The 15630-nt window shown below is 68.7% G+C and carries 15 protein-coding genes; 6 read left to right on the top strand and 9 right to left on the bottom strand.

Annotated elements, in window-relative coordinates; translation table 11 throughout:
- Positions 1 to 21 precede the first annotated feature (21 nt).
- The 5 genes from hemC to hemE all read right to left on the bottom strand — a co-directional run bounded on the left by hemC (position 22) and on the right by hemE (position 5839).
- Positions 22 to 1020, bottom strand: coding sequence for a hydroxymethylbilane synthase (hemC, locus tag RCH07_RS01685; protein WP_326965727.1), 999 nt, complete (start codon positions 1018 to 1020; stop codon positions 22 to 24).
- Complete coding sequence (locus RCH07_RS01690) at positions 1017 to 2297, bottom strand: ferrochelatase (protein ID WP_326965728.1); 1281 nt, start codon at positions 2295 to 2297, stop codon at positions 1017 to 1019. The genes hemC and RCH07_RS01690 overlap by 4 nt, the downstream gene beginning before the upstream one ends.
- Positions 2294 to 3055: a hydrogen peroxide-dependent heme synthase gene (gene hemQ / locus RCH07_RS01695; RefSeq protein ID WP_326965729.1), complete on the bottom strand. Its 762-nt coding sequence runs from the start codon at positions 3053 to 3055 to the stop codon at positions 2294 to 2296. The genes RCH07_RS01690 and hemQ overlap by 4 nt, the downstream gene beginning before the upstream one ends.
- 131 nt (positions 3056 to 3186) lie before the next feature.
- On the bottom strand, positions 3187 to 4734 hold the full coding sequence (gene hemG / locus RCH07_RS01700; protein ID WP_326965730.1) for a protoporphyrinogen oxidase: 1548 nt from the start codon (positions 4732 to 4734) through the stop codon (positions 3187 to 3189).
- 4 nt (positions 4735 to 4738) lie between these two features.
- Positions 4739 to 5839 carry a uroporphyrinogen decarboxylase gene (gene hemE, locus RCH07_RS01705; RefSeq protein WP_326965731.1) on the bottom strand — a complete coding sequence of 367 codons (1101 nt, stop codon included), beginning with the start codon at positions 5837 to 5839 and terminating at the stop codon, positions 4739 to 4741.
- A gap of 170 nt (positions 5840 to 6009) precedes the next feature.
- Here hemE and RCH07_RS01710 point away from each other — a divergent pair, with 170 nt between their 5' ends.
- The 3 genes from RCH07_RS01710 (at position 6010) to RCH07_RS01720 (ending at position 10258) form a co-directional block, all read left to right on the top strand.
- The gene (locus RCH07_RS01710; protein WP_326965732.1) at positions 6010 to 7347 is read left to right on the top strand and encodes a glutamyl-tRNA reductase; all 1338 of its coding nucleotides are present in this window, start codon (positions 6010 to 6012) and stop codon (positions 7345 to 7347) included.
- Between the two features lie 764 nt (positions 7348 to 8111).
- Positions 8112 to 8393, top strand: a complete 282-nt coding sequence (locus RCH07_RS01715) for an ASCH domain-containing protein (protein ID WP_326965791.1) — start codon at positions 8112 to 8114, stop codon at positions 8391 to 8393.
- Positions 8394 to 8602: 209 nt separating this feature from the next.
- Complete coding sequence (locus RCH07_RS01720; protein ID WP_326965733.1) at positions 8603 to 10258, top strand: HNH endonuclease signature motif containing protein; 1656 nt, start codon at positions 8603 to 8605, stop codon at positions 10256 to 10258.
- Between the two features lie 58 nt (positions 10259 to 10316).
- Here RCH07_RS01720 and RCH07_RS01725 read toward each other — a convergent pair whose 3' ends face one another.
- Positions 10317 to 11342, bottom strand: a complete 1026-nt coding sequence (locus tag RCH07_RS01725) for an SDR family NAD(P)-dependent oxidoreductase (RefSeq protein ID WP_326965734.1) — start codon at positions 11340 to 11342, stop codon at positions 10317 to 10319.
- 42 nt (positions 11343 to 11384) lie between these two features.
- Complete coding sequence (gene moeB, locus RCH07_RS01730; protein ID WP_326965735.1) at positions 11385 to 12644, bottom strand: molybdopterin-synthase adenylyltransferase MoeB; 1260 nt, start codon at positions 12642 to 12644, stop codon at positions 11385 to 11387.
- A gap of 168 nt (positions 12645 to 12812) precedes the next feature.
- On the opposite strand from moeB, the gene RCH07_RS01735 reads away from it, so the two are divergent.
- The 3 genes from RCH07_RS01735 (at position 12813) to RCH07_RS01745 (ending at position 14056) form a co-directional block, all read left to right on the top strand.
- Positions 12813 to 13394, top strand: coding sequence for a TetR/AcrR family transcriptional regulator (locus RCH07_RS01735; RefSeq protein ID WP_442784761.1), 582 nt, complete (start codon positions 12813 to 12815; stop codon positions 13392 to 13394).
- A gap of 60 nt (positions 13395 to 13454) precedes the next feature.
- On the top strand, positions 13455 to 13679 hold the full coding sequence (locus RCH07_RS01740; RefSeq protein WP_326965737.1) for a DUF3107 domain-containing protein: 225 nt from the start codon (positions 13455 to 13457) through the stop codon (positions 13677 to 13679).
- Between the two features lie 74 nt (positions 13680 to 13753).
- Positions 13754 to 14056 carry a hypothetical protein gene (locus RCH07_RS01745; RefSeq protein WP_326965738.1) on the top strand — a complete coding sequence of 101 codons (303 nt, stop codon included), beginning with the start codon at positions 13754 to 13756 and terminating at the stop codon, positions 14054 to 14056.
- Positions 14057 to 14085: 29 nt separating this feature from the next.
- On the opposite strand, the gene RCH07_RS01750 is transcribed toward RCH07_RS01745, so the two are convergent.
- Complete coding sequence (locus RCH07_RS01750; protein ID WP_326965739.1) at positions 14086 to 14760, bottom strand: 4a-hydroxytetrahydrobiopterin dehydratase; 675 nt, start codon at positions 14758 to 14760, stop codon at positions 14086 to 14088.
- A gap of 47 nt (positions 14761 to 14807) precedes the next feature.
- A complete protein-coding gene (locus tag RCH07_RS01755; RefSeq protein WP_326965740.1) occupies positions 14808 to 15626 on the bottom strand; it encodes a thiazole synthase in 819 nt (272 codons plus the stop codon).
- Positions 15627 to 15630: the final 4 nt, after the last annotated feature.

A 15630-nucleotide genomic window follows, 5' to 3' on the forward strand; every position in this document is an offset into this window, starting at 1 on the left:
TGGACTGATGGATTCCGCGGTTCAGGAAGCGGCCAGGTCCGCGATGTCGGCGGCTCCGCGCGCCAGCAGGATCTCGGCCAGCTCGATCCCCAGCAGGGTGGCGCCGACTTCAGTCAGCCCGTCGGTGGCCTTCGTGTCCCGGATGGAGGCGGTGCCGTCGACGGCGCAGACCACGGCCTCGAGGGACAGCGTGCTGCCCTTTCGGGACGCGTAGGCGCCTACCGGTGCGGCGCAGCCGGCCTCAAGGCGGGCCAGCAGCGCGCGCTCAGCCGTCACGGCCAGCCGGGTGTCCGGATCGTCGAGGGCGGCGAGGGCCTGCGCCAGCACGCCCTGCGATCCTTCGGTGGACCCTGCCTTGCGCGGCGCATCGGCGCTGCGGCATTCGATCGCAAGCGAACCCTGGCCGGCGGCCGGCAGCATAACATCGGACTCAAGGTATTCGCTCACCGCGTCGAGCCGGCCGAGCCGGTGGAGCCCGGCAGCGGCGAGCACAACGGCGTCGAGATCGGAGCTCTTGCCCGCCACGACGGCGTCGTTGGTGTTGCCCGGCAGCCCGGGGACTCGGCCCAGGCGGGTTTCCACGTTGCCGCGGATGTCGCGGATGTCAAGGTCCGGGCGGACTGCGCGCAGCTGGGCAGCGCGTCGTGGGGAGCCGGTGCCGACGGTGGCCCCGGCGGGCAGGTCCGCGAGCTTGAGCCCGTCGCGCGCGCAGAGCACGTCCCGGACGTCTGCGCGTTTGGGTGTGGCCGCGAGCGTCAGCCCCGGTGCCGCGCCGGTGGGCAGGTCCTTGAGCGAGTGCACTGCAACGTCGCATTTATCCTGCAGGAGGGCATCGCGCAGCGCGGCGACGAAGACGCCGGTACCGCCCATCTGGGACAACGAGCCGGTGAGCACGTCGCCGTCGGTGCGGATGTGGACCAGCTCTACCGGGAACCCGCCGACGGCGGCCAGCTGGTCCGCGGTCTGGCGGGTCTGGGTGAGCGCCAGCTTGCTGGCGCGGGTGCCGATCCGGACCGTCACGGGGTTTCCGGACCCGAAGCCCGCGCGGGCGTGCCCGCCGCGGAGGGAGCCACCGCATACGGATCGTGGCCGGTCCCGACGGTGGTGTCGGCTCCTGCGATGGTGGGTTTTTCGCCGCGGAAGTTGGCACAGCAGCCCGGCCGGCAGACGTCGTACCAGGGGCCCAGCGCGCTCATGTGCGGGCGCCCGGCGATGTTGTTTGCGGCCGTCCGCTCACAGATCAGGTCCACGATGCCGGCAACGAACTTACGGTGCGTGCCGGGGGTGGGGACGCGGGTTGCGACAAGTCCCAGCCTGTCGCAGGTTTCCAGCGCCTCCGTGTCGAGGTCCCAGACGACTTCCATGTGGTCGCTGACGAAGCCCAGAGGCACGATCACGATGCCCTTGACACCCTGGCCGGCGAGTTCCTCGATCGCGTCGTTGATATCGGGTTCCAGCCACGGGGTGTTCGGGGCGCCGGAGCGGGACTGGTAGACGAGGGACCACGGCGCGGTGTGGCCGGTCTCGGCCTCCACCCGGCGGATGACCTCGGTGCCGGAAGCCAGGTGCTGGGCGACGTAGGCGGAGTCTGCCTCGAAGTGGCGCGGCTCGCCCTTGGAACGCCCGGCGGCCTCGGCGTCGCGGGTGGGGATGGAGTGCGTGGCGAAGAGGATTTGCACGGGCGCGTCCGGGGTGCCGGCAGCGGCGAGCCGGGCGCGGACCTCGGCGAGGCCGGCGGCGGTGCCTTCGACGAAAGGCTCCACAAAACCGGGGTGGTCGAAGTACTGGCGTACCTTGTCGACCTCGAGCTTCCCGTCCAGGCCGGATTCGGTCAGCGCGATGCCGATGTCCTCACGGTACTGGCGGCAGCTGGAGTAGCAGGAGTAGGCGCTCGTGGTCACCATAAGGACCTTGCGGTGCCCGGCGTCGTGGATGTCCGTGAGGGTCTGCGGGATGTATGGGGCCCAGTTCCGGTTGCCCCAGAACACCGGCAGTCCGATGCCGCGGGCGGCGAGTTCGGCCTCGATCCCGGCCAACAAATCGCGGTTTAGCTGGTTAATCGGACTGATTCCGCCGTTGGCGCGGTAGTGGTGCGAGACTGCTTCGAGCCGCTCGTCCGGGATGCCGCGGCCGCGGGTGACGTTGCGCAGGAACGGGATAACATCATCCTGGCCTTCGGGTCCGCCGAAGGAGGCGAGGAGCACGGCGTCGTACTCTTTGGGTGCCATCCGGCCCGCTTGCGTAACCTCGTTCACGGCGGTGGCGGCGGCGGTTTCCTGGGACTCCAGCGGGCTCATGATAGGACCTCGGCAATCTCAGCGGCGCTCACGCGGCGGCCGGTGTAGAACGGGATTTCTTCGCGGACGTGGTGGCGGGCTTCGGTGGCGCGCAGGTGGCGCATCAGATCCACGAGGTCCACGAGCTCGGGGGCTTCGAGGCCCAGGATCCATTCCCAGTCACCGAGGGCGAAGGAGGAGACGGTGTTGGCGATGACCTGGGGGAAGTCGCGTCCCAGCAGGCCGTGGTCGCGGAGCATCGCGCCGCGCTCGGCGTCGGCCAGCAGGTACCACTCGTAGGAGCGGACGAAGGGATAGACGCAGAGCCACTCTGCCGGTTCCACGCCGCGGGAGAAGGCCGGGGTGTGGTTCTTGGCGAACTCTGCCTCGCGGTGCACGCCCATGGCGGACCAGGCGATCTCGGTGCCGGCGAACAACTCGCTGCGGCGGATGTCGCGGACGGCCCGCTGGAGTGCTTCGGGCTGGGGTCCGTGCAGCCAGATCATGATGTCGGCATCGGCGCGCATTGCCGAAACGTCGTAACAGCCGCGGAGGACCACCCCCGCCTCGGCCAGCCGCGCTGCGAGGGCATCGAAATCACCGGCAGCATCGCCGCGGCGCGGGACGTCGGCGGAGCGCTCGACGTCGGCAGAACGCTTGACGTCGGCGGAGCGCTTAAAAACAGTCCAGAGAGTGAAGAACTGGCCGGCTGATTCTTCGCTTACTGATTCGGTTGCTGATCCGGTTTTGGTGACAGATTCGGCAGAAGTGTGGCTCATGGTTACCAGTTTGCCCCCTCGGTGTAGCGAAGTCGAAACGGATCACTTCTACAGCGCGTAGAAGTGATCAAGCTCACATTTTGCGGGGCGGCCGGACCGGGCAACGCCACAGCAGGACCGGGAAATGGCGCTCACCCCAGCAGCGTGCGGACCTGCCGGGGCGTGTCGGCCACGATCGCGGCGAGGCCGTTTCCGGCGAGCCAGCCGCCCACCACGGCCAGGGTGCCGTCCGCGGCGCAGATGCCCCGGACCTCGGCGACGCGGCGCTGGTGGCCCAGGGATGCGAAGGGCAGCGCGCCGGCCCAGCGGACCACGTCCCGGCCGACCACGTCAGCGGCCGTGACCGGGACGGAGAGCAGCGTGGAGGCGTCCCTGAGGGCGGCGTCGAACAGTTCTTCGTCAGTGCGCGGCCCGCCCGCGCCCTGGACTCCGTGCCGGGTGTCGCCGCGCCCGTAGGAGAGGCGGACCACATGTGTGCCGGGTCCGGTCCGCTCCGCCAGCCAGCCCCATTTTGCCGTGGAGTGTGTGAGTGCCTTGGCCTGGATGCCCGGACTCTGCGGCGCCACCAGCACGCCGGTGCCGCGCGGCGCGTCGTCGAGCTGTGGAAGATCCACGACGAGCGTGACCAGGCTCACGTCCGGGCCGGCGCCGGGGCGGCGGCGGGCCAGCTCCGGCAGGGTGGCGGTGAGCAGTCCGACGGCGGCCGGCCCCTCCACGGCGATGACGAGCAGTCCGGCGTCGTACGCGGTGTCCCCCGCGGCGACGCGCCAGCCGTCCGCGGTGCGTTCCACGGAGCCGGCCGGGGTGTTGCTGAGCAGGGTGACGCCGCGCCGGCGCAGATCGGCCAGGAGCGCGGAAACCAGCGTAAACATCCCGCCGCGCAGGCCGGCGACGGCGGAACCTGCCTTCTGCGGACCGGGATCGGTCACGCCGGCCGTGGCGGGCGCGCCCGAAGCGGGCGGGTGTGCGGGCGTGGCGGGCGGGCGGGCTGAGCTATCCGCCCCTCCCCGGCCCGGGGCTCCTGAGCGCAGGGCGGTGACGGCGGCGGCGAGCGAGCCGTGTTCCCTGATGCCGGCACGCAGTCCGGGTGCCACCATGTCGACGTCGAGCACCTCGGGATCGGCCGAGTGGACGCCGCCCACCACAGGCGCGACGAGGCGTTCCAGGACCCGCCGTCCCATCCGGGCGCGGACCAGAGCGGCGACGCTGGTGTCCTCGTTGCGGGTGCCAAGCGAGGCCGGGAGCAGGGCGTCGAGGGAGGCCCGGAGCGTGCCGAGCAGCCCCAGGGTCCGCCGGACCTCCGGGTCCCAGGGGTTCGCCGGGATGCCGAGCACGCCGGTGCGGGGAAGTTCACGCGGGCCTTCGGGCAACTGGACCCAGGCGCCGCGGGGGTTGGGGGCCACGATCTGGGCCGCCAGCCCCAGCTCGGCGGCGAGGTCGGCCACGGCAGAGCAACGGGTGGCGAACGATTCGGCGCCGCTGTCCAGGGTCAGCCCGGCGACGGTGTGGCTGCCGACGCAGCCGCCCCAGCCGCCGGAGGCTTCCAGGACTGTGGTGCTGACGCCGGCCCGGGCCAGTTCGCGGGCGGCCAGCAGGCCGGAGATTCCGCCGCCCACCACGACGGCGGTTTTTGGCACAGTGTTCGCCGGGGCACCCGGGGCGCCCGCGCCTGGCTCCATTCCCCTACTCCGGGGAAATCGAGTGGATGAGTTCAACGACGCGCGTCAGTACCGTGGGGTCCGTCTCCGGGGGCACGCCGTGGCCGAGGTTCAGCACGTGGCCCGGGGCCGCGGCGCCCGCGGCAATGACGTCGCGGACGTGGGCTTCCAGGACGTCCCACGGCGCGGACAGCAGGGCGGGGTCGATGTTGCCCTGCAGCGGCACTGTGCCGCCGAGGCGGCGGTTGGCTTCATCCAGCGGCAGGCGGTAGTCCACGCCCACGACGTCGACGCCCACGTCGCGCATCGCCACGAGCAGTTCCGAGGTGCCGGTGCCGAAGTGGATCAGCGGGGCGCCGAGGTGCCGGACGTGGTCCAGGGCCCGGGCCGATGCCGGGGCCACGAAGCGCTTGTAGTCTGCCAGGCCCAGCGAGCCGGCCCAGGAGTCGAAGAGCTGGGCGGCGGACGCGCCGGCTTCCAGCTGGGCGCGGAGGAACATGCCGGAGGCGTCGGCGGCCCAGTTGGCCAGGGCGGTCCAGGTCTCGGGGTCGGCGTGCATCATGGTGCGCGGGCCGAGGTGGTCGCGGGAGGGCTTGCCTTCCACCATGTACGCCGCGAGGGTGAACGGGGCGCCCGCAAAGCCGATCAGCGGGTTCTTGCCCAGCTGGGCAACGGTGAGCCGGACGGCCTCCCGGATCGGCTCGAGGGCCTCCCAGGTCAGCTGCGGGAGGGCCGCGACGTCCGCGGCCGTGCGGACCGGTTTGTCCAGCACAGGTCCCACGCCGGGAACGATGTCGACTCCCACGCCCGCCAGCTTGAGCGGAATGACAATGTCGGAGAAGAAGATGGCCGCGTCAACATCGTGGCGGCGCACGGGCTGCAGGGTGATCTCTGAGGCGAGTTCGGGGCGCAAGCAGGAGTCGAGCATCGCGACGCCCTCACGGAGTTTGAGGTACTCCGGCAGTGAGCGGCCGGCCTGGCGCATGAACCAGACGGGACGCCGGGAGGGCCTGCCGCCGCGGTAGGCGGTGATCAGCGGTGAGTCCGCGGTACGGCCGTCCATCAGCGGGTGCCCGGCATCGAGGCCGGAGGTGGTGTCAGGAGTTACCGCAGCACTAGGAGTCATGACTTCGATTGTGCCCAAAATCAGCCCTAAAAGATAACGACAACCTGTCACGGGCCCGGGGCGTCCCCGTGCGGTGGCGGGGGTCACAGGCAGGGGTGAGGCTACACACGGGCGATTGATGTCGAATCGGTTGTTCTACAGCCCGGCGAAAAAGCTATGATTGTCCTGCTGTGGTTCTTTTCTCATTGGTGGCGACCCACGCCGACATCGACCTCGAGACCGTTGCTCAACTGAGCACCGGTGCTTCCGCGCTTGCCACATCCACCCTCGCCGGGTCGCCGGCCATGGCGGGTGCCATTGTGCTTTCCACCTGCAACCGCTTCGAGATCTACGGGGAAGCCCCCCATCCGGACGACGTTCCCGCCGCCCGCGCGGCGCTCATCACCCAGCTCAGCGGCTCCACGGGACTCAACGAACAGCTCATCGCGCGCTCATTCAGCACGCGCACCGGCCCGGAGGTCAGCCGGCACCTCTTCTCGGTCAGCTCCGGACTGGACTCCGCCGTCGTCGGCGAACGCGAGATTGCCGGGCAGGTGCGCCGGGCCCTGATCACCGCCCAGGCCGAAGGCACGGCAAGTTCCGGCCTGGTGCGGCTGTTCCAGGCGGCCTCCAAGGCTGCCAAGGACGTCGGAGCACAGACCGCACTCGGAGCCCGCGGGCTGTCAGTGGTCTCCGTGGCCCTGGACCTCGCTACCGAACTCTCCGAGAACCCCGGCTGGTCGGTCAAGAAGGCCGTCGTTTTCGGTACCGGCGCCTACGCGGGTGCCACCATGTCGTTACTGCGCGAACGCGGCTGCACCGACGTCTCTGTCTATTCCTCCTCCGGCCGCGCCGCCGGTTTTGTCGCGACCCGCGGCGGGACCGCCCTCGATGGCGACACCCTCCCCGGCGCCGTCGCCGCGGCCGACGTCATGATCGGCTGCAGCGGCTCCGACACGCGTGTCGAGGCAGCCGAGCTGGCGCGGGTCCGCGCGGCGTCACTCCAGCCGCTGATCGCCATTGACCTGGCCCTCACCCATGATTTCGATCCCGCCGTCGGCGGGCTCCGCGGCGTCGAGCTGCTGACGCTGGAATCGGTCCGGCTGGCGGCCCCGCAGGAGCAGGCCGAATCGCTGGCCCAAGCCAGCAGTATCGTCGCCGGCGCCGCGAGTTCCTTCGAACAGGAACGCGATGCCCGCTCCGTGGACTCCGCGATCGTCGCCCTGCGCCGGCACACCATGAACGTGCTGGATGCCGAGATGGAAAAGGTGCGCGCCCGACACGGCTGTACCGCCGCGGCCGAGGAAGTCGAATTCGCCCTCCGCCGGATGGTCAAGCAACTGCTGCACGTCCCCACCGTCCGGGCCCGCGAGCTCGCCGCCAACGGGCAGCAGGAACATTATGTCGCCGCCCTCGAGGCGCTCTACGGCATCACTGTGGAGCAGCCCGCCGCAAACACCGCCGACGCCGGGTGCCCGGTCGACCACCGGGAACGTCCCGCCGCCGGGGACACGCGGGAGACCGCGTAAAGCGCATTCTCCTTCGGCTCATCCGACGGACCCTGCCTACAGGGCGCGACATCTTATCCTTTCGTGCCGCAGTCCGCATGCTCAGCGGCCTGGACGCCGCGGTTTCTCACCACCGTCGCAACACCTGACTGAGAAGGGTGCTGTTTATGGGACGTTCGGCGCGTCGCCTGCGGAAATGGGGTTTGTTGGCTTGGTTGATAAGCCGCCTGGATACGTTCAGCTAATAAAAGACGGGCATCCGACTCCGCGGCATGCAGGATCCTCGGCATCAGCCGCAACAAAGGGTTGTCTGTCCGAAGATGAGCGGGTGTTCATCGCCGACCGTTTGTTGGCACGATCAAGCCTTCGGTCCGTTCAACGATCAGCCGGGAGATGGCCCAGGCAACCGGGGACAGTCCTCATGAGTTATCCACCGCTACGGCTGGGCCAGGGAGCTACCCCCATGGATCCCAACTTCGGCCGTGGATATCCCGAATTGGCCCCAGTCGTGGACAGCTGGAGTATGGGGATGGGAATCCCGTTGCGGAACCCTCGACGGTCATTCTCAGCGCGTCATGCATAAGCAGGTGGGGCCGTCTAGGATTTTCAGCATGCTATCTCCAGACGAAAGTGCTGGTCTACCGGTCGAAGAATACGGCTTTCCGGGCCCCCTGCGAGATGCACTCGTGGGCGAAATCCTTGACGGACGGAAGACGAGCACGACCTCCTTGGTCGTCTAATACACGCTAGACGACGAGCCGTTGCCGGTCGTCAATGAACGCGGTGTGGTCGTAGATTCGTCAGGGCGGCCCATCTGCATCACAGAAGTTACCGAGGTTCGCGTCGTGCACCTCGGCGCCGTTGATGCAGCTCACGCGATCGACGAAGGCGAGGGTTACCAGGGGGTTTCCGATTGGCGCGTAGGCCACGAGGAATTCTGGCATAGCCCCGACTTTCGGGCCGCCATGCGCGATCCCACCTTTACAGTGTCGGACTCGACGGAAGCTGTATTAGTGCGCTTCTGTGTGTCTGTCCAGCGTTGTACTCCCGGCAAAAGTCCGGCATAACGAGTGCACGGTGAAGGATCGTTCATCGGGCACCAAGGCCGACTTTTAGTGATGCGAACATGCCACCATTTCGAATTGACCCAGTTGCGACGATGGTTGGAAACCGCCCACCCGCCTTTCGGAGACTGACCCTGTCCACGGACGTTCGTCGGTTCCAGCGTCACGCAGCCTCTCCTTGGATTGTCGGTGCTCCCTATTAGGCTTTGTGTATGGATACCGGAACAGCATGGAGTGCGGAGAGCAGGGCGGCCCTGGCGGCGGTCGCGGCGTCCGCTGCTGTGCTGGCTGCTTTCTTCGGCGCTGGCGCGGACCATGCTGATCCGCACGGCGCCGATTCAGTGCCAGGCGCGGACACCTTGGGGGACGGGGATCCGGTGCGGGATCTGGCCGATGATTGCCTGGACGCCCTCGCGGACGTGGCCCGGCTGGAGGCCCGGACCGCGGCGCTGAAAGTGCGGCTGGCCGCGGACTACGTCCAGGCCACCCTGTCCCTGGTACCCCCGGGAGCGTCCCCGCAGGAACGCACCATGCAGGAAATGGCGCTGACCGCCGAAGTCGCCTGTGTCCTGACTGTCAGCGAACGGACCTCCCGGGCGCTCCTGGCCGACTGCCAGGCCCTGACGACGGCGCTGCCGCTGACCCTGGGAGCGTTGCAGGCCGGGGCGATCTCCTGGGCCCACGCCCGGATCATCTGCGAGGAAACCAGCACCCTGGACGCGTCCGGGGCAGCCGGGCTGGAAGCGCACTTCCTGGACCCCGGCGCGCCGCACCCCGCCCGCGGGGCCCCGCCCGGGGAGCTCGTGCCGTCCCGGTTCCGTGCCAAAGCCCGCACCTGGCGCGAACGCCACCACCCGGTCAGCATCGAGACCCGCCACAGCAACAGCGCTGCGGACCGGCGGGTCGAGTACCTCCCGGACCGGGACGGCATGGCCTGGCTCTCCGCGTACCTCCCGGCCGGCACCGCCGCAGGAATCTGGGACCGGGCCACCGCCGCCGCCCGCGCCCTCCAAAACCCTCACGAGGCCCGCACCCTCACCCAGCTCCGCGCCGACATCACCGCCACCTGGCTCCTCACCAACGGCGTCACCTGCGGACCAGACGAAAGCGGAATACCGTCCCCGCGGGCGCAGGTCCTGATCACCGTCCCGGTCCTGTCCCTCCTGGGCGTCACCGGGGAACCGGCCATGTTGGACGGGTACGGGCCGATCCCGCCGTCCATGGCCCGGCGCCTGATCGCCGACGGCGCCGAGTCCTTCCACCGGGTCCTGACCGACCCGCGGGACGGTACGCCCCTGGAAATCGGACGGACCAGCTACCGCCTCACCAAAGCCCAGCGTCAATGGCTCCGGCTCCGCGACGGCAGATGCCTCTTCCCGGGCTGTAACAACCACTCCCTGGACAACGACGCGGACCACCTCCTGGCCTGGGCCGACGAAGGCACCACCGGCATCTCCAACCTCGGACAAGCATGCCCCCGCCACCACCGCCTCAAACACAACACCGCCTGGACCCCAAGCGGGGCCGGCAAAAACCACCCGCCAGGATGGACCTCACCCACAAACAGGCACTACCCCAGCGAACACCAGGACTGGGAACCACCCCACTGGCCCGACCACACCCTGGCCACAGACGCACTCCTTGACCTCGACCTAGGCCCGCCCACGGATCCAGAACCTCATCGCGATTCGGAACCGCCCGAGGACCCCAGCCTGGACCTGGACCTGAAACTCCCCCAGGACGCGTTTCCCGACTGGCACCTCTTCACGGCCGGACACCCATGGCCCGCCCCAGACACAGACCACCCGGCCTGGCCAGAGCCACTCGGCGACCCGTTCCCGGAAGACCTCCTGCTCCATTACGTCTGAACGACTCGTCGCATGCCTTTCAACGTGGTCATCCAGGCGAGTCGGAGGTATACGGGCACTAGCCGAAGGCGTTGATGCCTGTCAGGTCGGCGGACAGCGTCCAGAGCCTGGCGGCATCCGCGCGGTCCACCGCGTGCGCGTTCACGCCCCGGATCCGCGCCTCCGGTGATCCCTCGGCCGTGGGTTCCGCGATGTCACAGTCCTCGCAATAGACGCCTCCTTTGCCGTCGAGCGCCGGAGACGTCGCTGCCCAGACCGAGGTCGCAGCGCCCTGGGCTGGGGTCTTGAACCGTGCGTCGACGTTGCCTTCTTCGTCCATCCAGCCGGAAGCGATCATTTCCTCGCGTGGCAGGTGGCGCTGCAGCTCCGTCATGATCCCGCCCGGGTGCACGGCGAAGGCGCGCACCCGGGCGTCTTTCCCCAGCGCATCCAGCTGCACGGCGAACAGTGAATTGGCCGTCTTCGCCTGGCCGTAGGCCGTCCACTTGTTGTAGCCGGTCTCGAAGTTGAGGTCATCAAAGCGGATCGGGGAGATTTTGTGTCCGGTGGAGGACAGCGAAACCACCCGGGCCCCGGAACCGGCCGTGAGCGCGGGCCAGAGCAGGTTGGTGAGCGCAAAATGGCCCAGATGGTTCGTGGCGAACTGGGACTCCCAGCCCGGACCCACGCGCTGCTCGGGGCTGGCCATGATCGCGGCGTTGTTGATCAGGATGTCCAGGCTGCGCCCGGCGCCTTCCGGGCCCAGGAAGCGGTCCGCGAATTCCTTGACACTGGCCTGGTCTGCCAGGTCCAGCCCGGCCACGCTGACTTCCCCCGCGGCGGTTCCTGCAGGGAATCCGGCGTCCGCGAGGACGTCGCGGGCGTGTTCGGGCCGCCGCGCCGGCACCACCACTGCGGCACCGGCCGACGCCAGCGCCCGGACGGTTTCGAGGCCCAGCCCGGAGTAGCCGCCGGTGACGACTGCGGTCTTCCCGCGCAGGTCAATCCCGGCGATGACGGCTGCCGCCGTCGAACCCCGTCCGAAGCCGGAGCCGATCGCGTGCTGCTGTGTCACGCCCAAGTCATCACTCAGGTCATCGCTCATGTCGCTGCCTTTCCAGAAGAGGGCCAGTTCAGGTTCCTGGGGTCAGTAGACCGGTTTCCCGGGTTCAACATCGCGCACCCAGGCGAGGATCCCGCCGTCGAGGTGGCTGACGCGATCGTAACCGGCTGCGCGGGCTGCGGCGAGGACGGCCGCTGACCGGGTTCCGCCTTTGCAGTGGAACACGATGTCCTTGTCCTGCGGCAGTTCGTGCCACGCCTCTCCGGCCAGGATCCGGCCCTGCGGGATCAGCACGGCCCCGTCGATCCGGACGATCTCGTTTTCCCCGCTTTCCCGCACGTCGACGAGGTGGAAGTCCTTGAGCCCGGCCCCGCGGGAGGCCAGCATGGTGGCGAGCTGGGTGGCCGTTACGGTGTGTTCGGGACCGGCGTCGGCGGCGGATGTGATGCCGCAGAAGGCCTCGTAGTCGATGAGTTCAGTCACGCGTTCAGCCGCCGGGTCGCGGGAGACCTTGATCTCGCGCCAGGTTCCGCCGAGGGCGTCGAAGAGTGCCACTCGCCCCAGCAGGGAGCGCCCGACGCCGGTGATCAGCTTGACCGCCTCCGTCACCATGAGCGATCCGACGGCGGCGCAGAGCATGCCGAACACGCCGCCTTCCCCGCAGGACGGCACCGAGCCGGCGGGCGGAGCTTCCGGGTACAGATCCCGGTAGGTGGGTCCGTGCTGTTCCCAGAAGACGCTGACCTGTCCGTCGAAGCGGAAGATGGAGCCCCAGATGTAGGGCATGCCAAGGATCGCGGCCGCGTCGTTCACGAGGTAACGGGTGGCGAAGTTGTCTGCGCCGTCGAGAATGAGGTCATAGCCGGCGAACAGGTCCAGGGCGTTGGACGCGTCGAGCCGGACATTGTGGAGCCGGACCTCCACCAGCGGGTTGAGGGCGGCGATGGCGTCGCGGGCGGACTCGATCTTGGCCCGCCCGACGTCGGCAACGCCGTGGATAACCTGGCGCTGGAGGTTGCTCAGGTCCACCCTGTCGTCGTCGACGATGCCGAGGGTGCCCACCCCGGCGGCGGCCAGGTAGAGCAGGGCCGGCGAGCCGAGGCCCCCGGCGCCAATCACCAGGACCCTGGCGTTCTTGAGGCGGCGCTGTCCGACCGCGCCGATCTCGGGGATGATCAGGTGCCGGGAGTAGCGTTCTACCTCTTCGGGGCTGAGGTCATCCGCCGGTTCTACCAGCGGTCCCGGCGGTGTGCCCGGCGGTGTGCCCGGCACTGTTCCCGGCAACCGATCCGGTTGCCGATCCGTGATTGGGGGGCCGGCGTTTGCGGTGAACTTCGAAGCCATACTTCAATCTATGCCCGAAGATGCCGCCAGGTCATATTACCCGCGCGTAAGGTGGTCGTAACGGCAAGGGAAAGTAGGCTGAAAGTGGTTCATCAGGCACCGGTTGAACGGGGTCAGGCCGGTAAACCTCCGGCCGGGCAGGCACGCAGCGGACAGCGCTCGGCGCGTCTGCCCCGTGATGAGCGCCGTGCTCAACTGCTGGCCGCTGCCCAGGAAGTCTTCGTGGCCAATGGGTTCCACGGTGCCGCCATGGACGAAATCGCCGAGACCGCGCACGTCAGCAAGCCCGTGCTGTATCAGCACTTCCCTTCCAAGCGGGAGCTGTACCTGGCCCTGCTGGACAGCCATCTGAGCAAGCTCATCGAGCTCCTGCTCGGCGCCCTGGACTCCACCTCGGACAACGACGAGCGGGTCCAGGCCGTCATGCGCGCCTACTTCCGCTTCATCGCCAGCGACGACCAGGCCCACCGCTTGGTGTTCGAATCGGACCTGATCAATGACCCCGATGTCAGCGCCCGGCTGGAATCCTTCAACAAGACCTTTGCCGACGCCGTGGCCCGCGTCATCGCCGAAGACACCAAACTGCCCGAGCTGGAAGCCCAGCTGCTGGGCCGCGGACTCGCCGGAATGGCGCAGGTCAGCGCCCGCTACTGGCTGGAAACCGACGGAAACCTTGACCTCGATGTGGCCAGCGACCTGATCTACCGTTTAGCTTGGCGCGGAATCTCCCGCTTCCCCAAGGAGTCCTAGGCTACAAATAGAGATGACCCTTGATATTTATTCGACTTTGATTGGCTTGGAGGCCTTGCTGTGGAAGTAAAGATCGGCATACAGAACATCGGCCGCGAAATTGTGCTGGAATCCGCCCAGGATGCAGATGCCGTGGCCAAGGTTGTCGGCGAGGCCATCGCGAAGGGCACCGAGCTCCGCCTGACGGACGAAAAGGGCCGCCAGATCATCATCCCGGCGAACGTCCTGGGTTATGTTGAAATCGGTGCCGAGGAAACGCGCCGTGTAGGTTTCGGCGCGCTCTAGTCCCCCGCCCGCGACTCGGGCCCGCGCAGCATTGCCGCGAGGCCCTGTCCCCAGATCCGTTAGGAGTCCGAAAAATGCTTTCCCTGATCGTAGTTGCCATGGTGACCGTGGCCGCGGGGTTCGTGGTCTGGGCCAATGACAAACGGCACGCCAAGTACGGCATCAGCATGCCCGCCGGAGTCGCCCTTGCCGTCGGCATGCTGAGCTGGATCATCCTCATGGCGGCCGGTCTTGGCTACCAGCCGGGGCTGACCTGGATCCCGTGGATCCTGCCGATGGCGCTGGGCACCGGCGCCGGCGCTGCGGCGGTCCTGTACCTCGGCAAGCACCGCACCAGCCAGGATACCGCCCGGCTCACCGCCATCCTGCGCCTCTAACCGGGTCCGGCCATCGAACTGCCTGGGGTCTATCCCGACGGCAGGTCCGGTCCGTGGCCCTCCTCGGTGGCGAGGCAGAACCGGTTGCCCTGCACATCCGTGACCACCACCCAGCCGGGTGCGTGGTCACGGTTCATTAACGCCCCGGTGGCTGCCGTCTTCTCCAGCACAGGCCCGGACTCCGCCGCGCTGCGGTGGACGTCGAGGTGAAGCCGGTTGGCGTTGGGCGCGGAGGTCTGCTGGAACCAGAGGGCCGGGCCGCGCCCGAACGGGTCAACGAGACTGCCGTACCTGCCCTTGCGGTAGCCGAGGGCCACCCGCCAGAGCCCGGCAATCGCCGCCGGATCCGCAGAATCGATGGCTACCTCCACGGTCCGGTACAGGCCCGGCTCCGCGGCGGCGCCGAGCCCCGCTGCCGCCGCGCTGGCCGCGCCCGCGGCGGCGACGTCCCGCGGCGTAACTTCGTCTCCGGCGTCGTGCGAGCTGTACCGAAGGAACACCCTGGTGTAGCGCCAGTCCAGGTCGGGGTGGTGGTTTTGTTCGTCGGCCACGCGTCCGACGGCGGCGATCAACTCGAGCGCGGCAGCCGGCGTCGGCGCCTTGTAGACCGTCACCAACCCGCCGAGGCGGTACCTCCAGTCCGGCAGGCCCGCCAGGGCGGCATCGATCCGGCTTCGGCTGAGAACATCGTCCGTGGCTGCCATAACGGCTCCTTCGCTGGTCCGGATCTGCCGGCCCGGGCAGAGAATTCCTAAAGTAGCTCGGCCCGGCCTTCCATGGCAGATGACGCCAGCGCGTGCTCCCGGCGCGGGATCCTGCCGGCCTTTTTCGCCAGCCTACCGGCGATCACCGCATGCTTGAAGGCCTCCCCCATCAGCGCCGGATTCTGTGCCCGGGTCACCGCAGTGGCCAGCAGCACGGCATCACAGCCGAGTTCCATGGCCAGGGCGGCATCCGAGGCGGTCCCGATTCCGGCGTCCAGGACCACGGGAACGGAAGCGCGAGAGACGATCAGCTCGATGTTGTGCGGGTTGAGGATGCCCAGCCCGGTGCCGATCGGCGCGCCGAGCGGCATCACGGCGGTGGCGCCGAGGTTCTCCAGCCGCAGGGCCAGCACGGGGTCGTCGTTGGTGTACGCAAAAACCTTGAAGCCGCGGCCTACGAGCTGCTCAGCGGCGTCCACCAGTTCCACGGCATCCGGCAGCAGGGTGTTCTCGTCGGCGATCACCTCCAGCTTCACCCAGTCCGTTTCCAGCGCCTCGCGGGCCAGCTCGGCGGTCAGCACGGCGTCCCTGGCGGTGAAGCAGCCCGCAGTGTTCGGCAGCACCCGGATGTTCCGGTCCACGAGCAGCTGGAACAGCGAGCCGGCCTCGGCGGGCGAGTAGCGGCGCATGGCCACCGTGGTCAGTTCCGTGCCGGACGCCAGGAGCGCGGCCCCGAGGCCTGCCAGGCTCGGCGCCCCGCCGGTGCCCATGATCAGCCGCGATCCCAGCTGCACGCCGTCCACCGTGAACGGATCGTTGATGCCCGCGGATGCTCCCGGGGCCGCTGGACGGGTGGTTGCTTCCATGTTC

Source organism: Arthrobacter sp. CG_A4, from assembly GCF_035985125.1.
Taxonomy (GTDB): Bacteria; Actinomycetota; Actinomycetes; order Actinomycetales; family Micrococcaceae; genus Arthrobacter.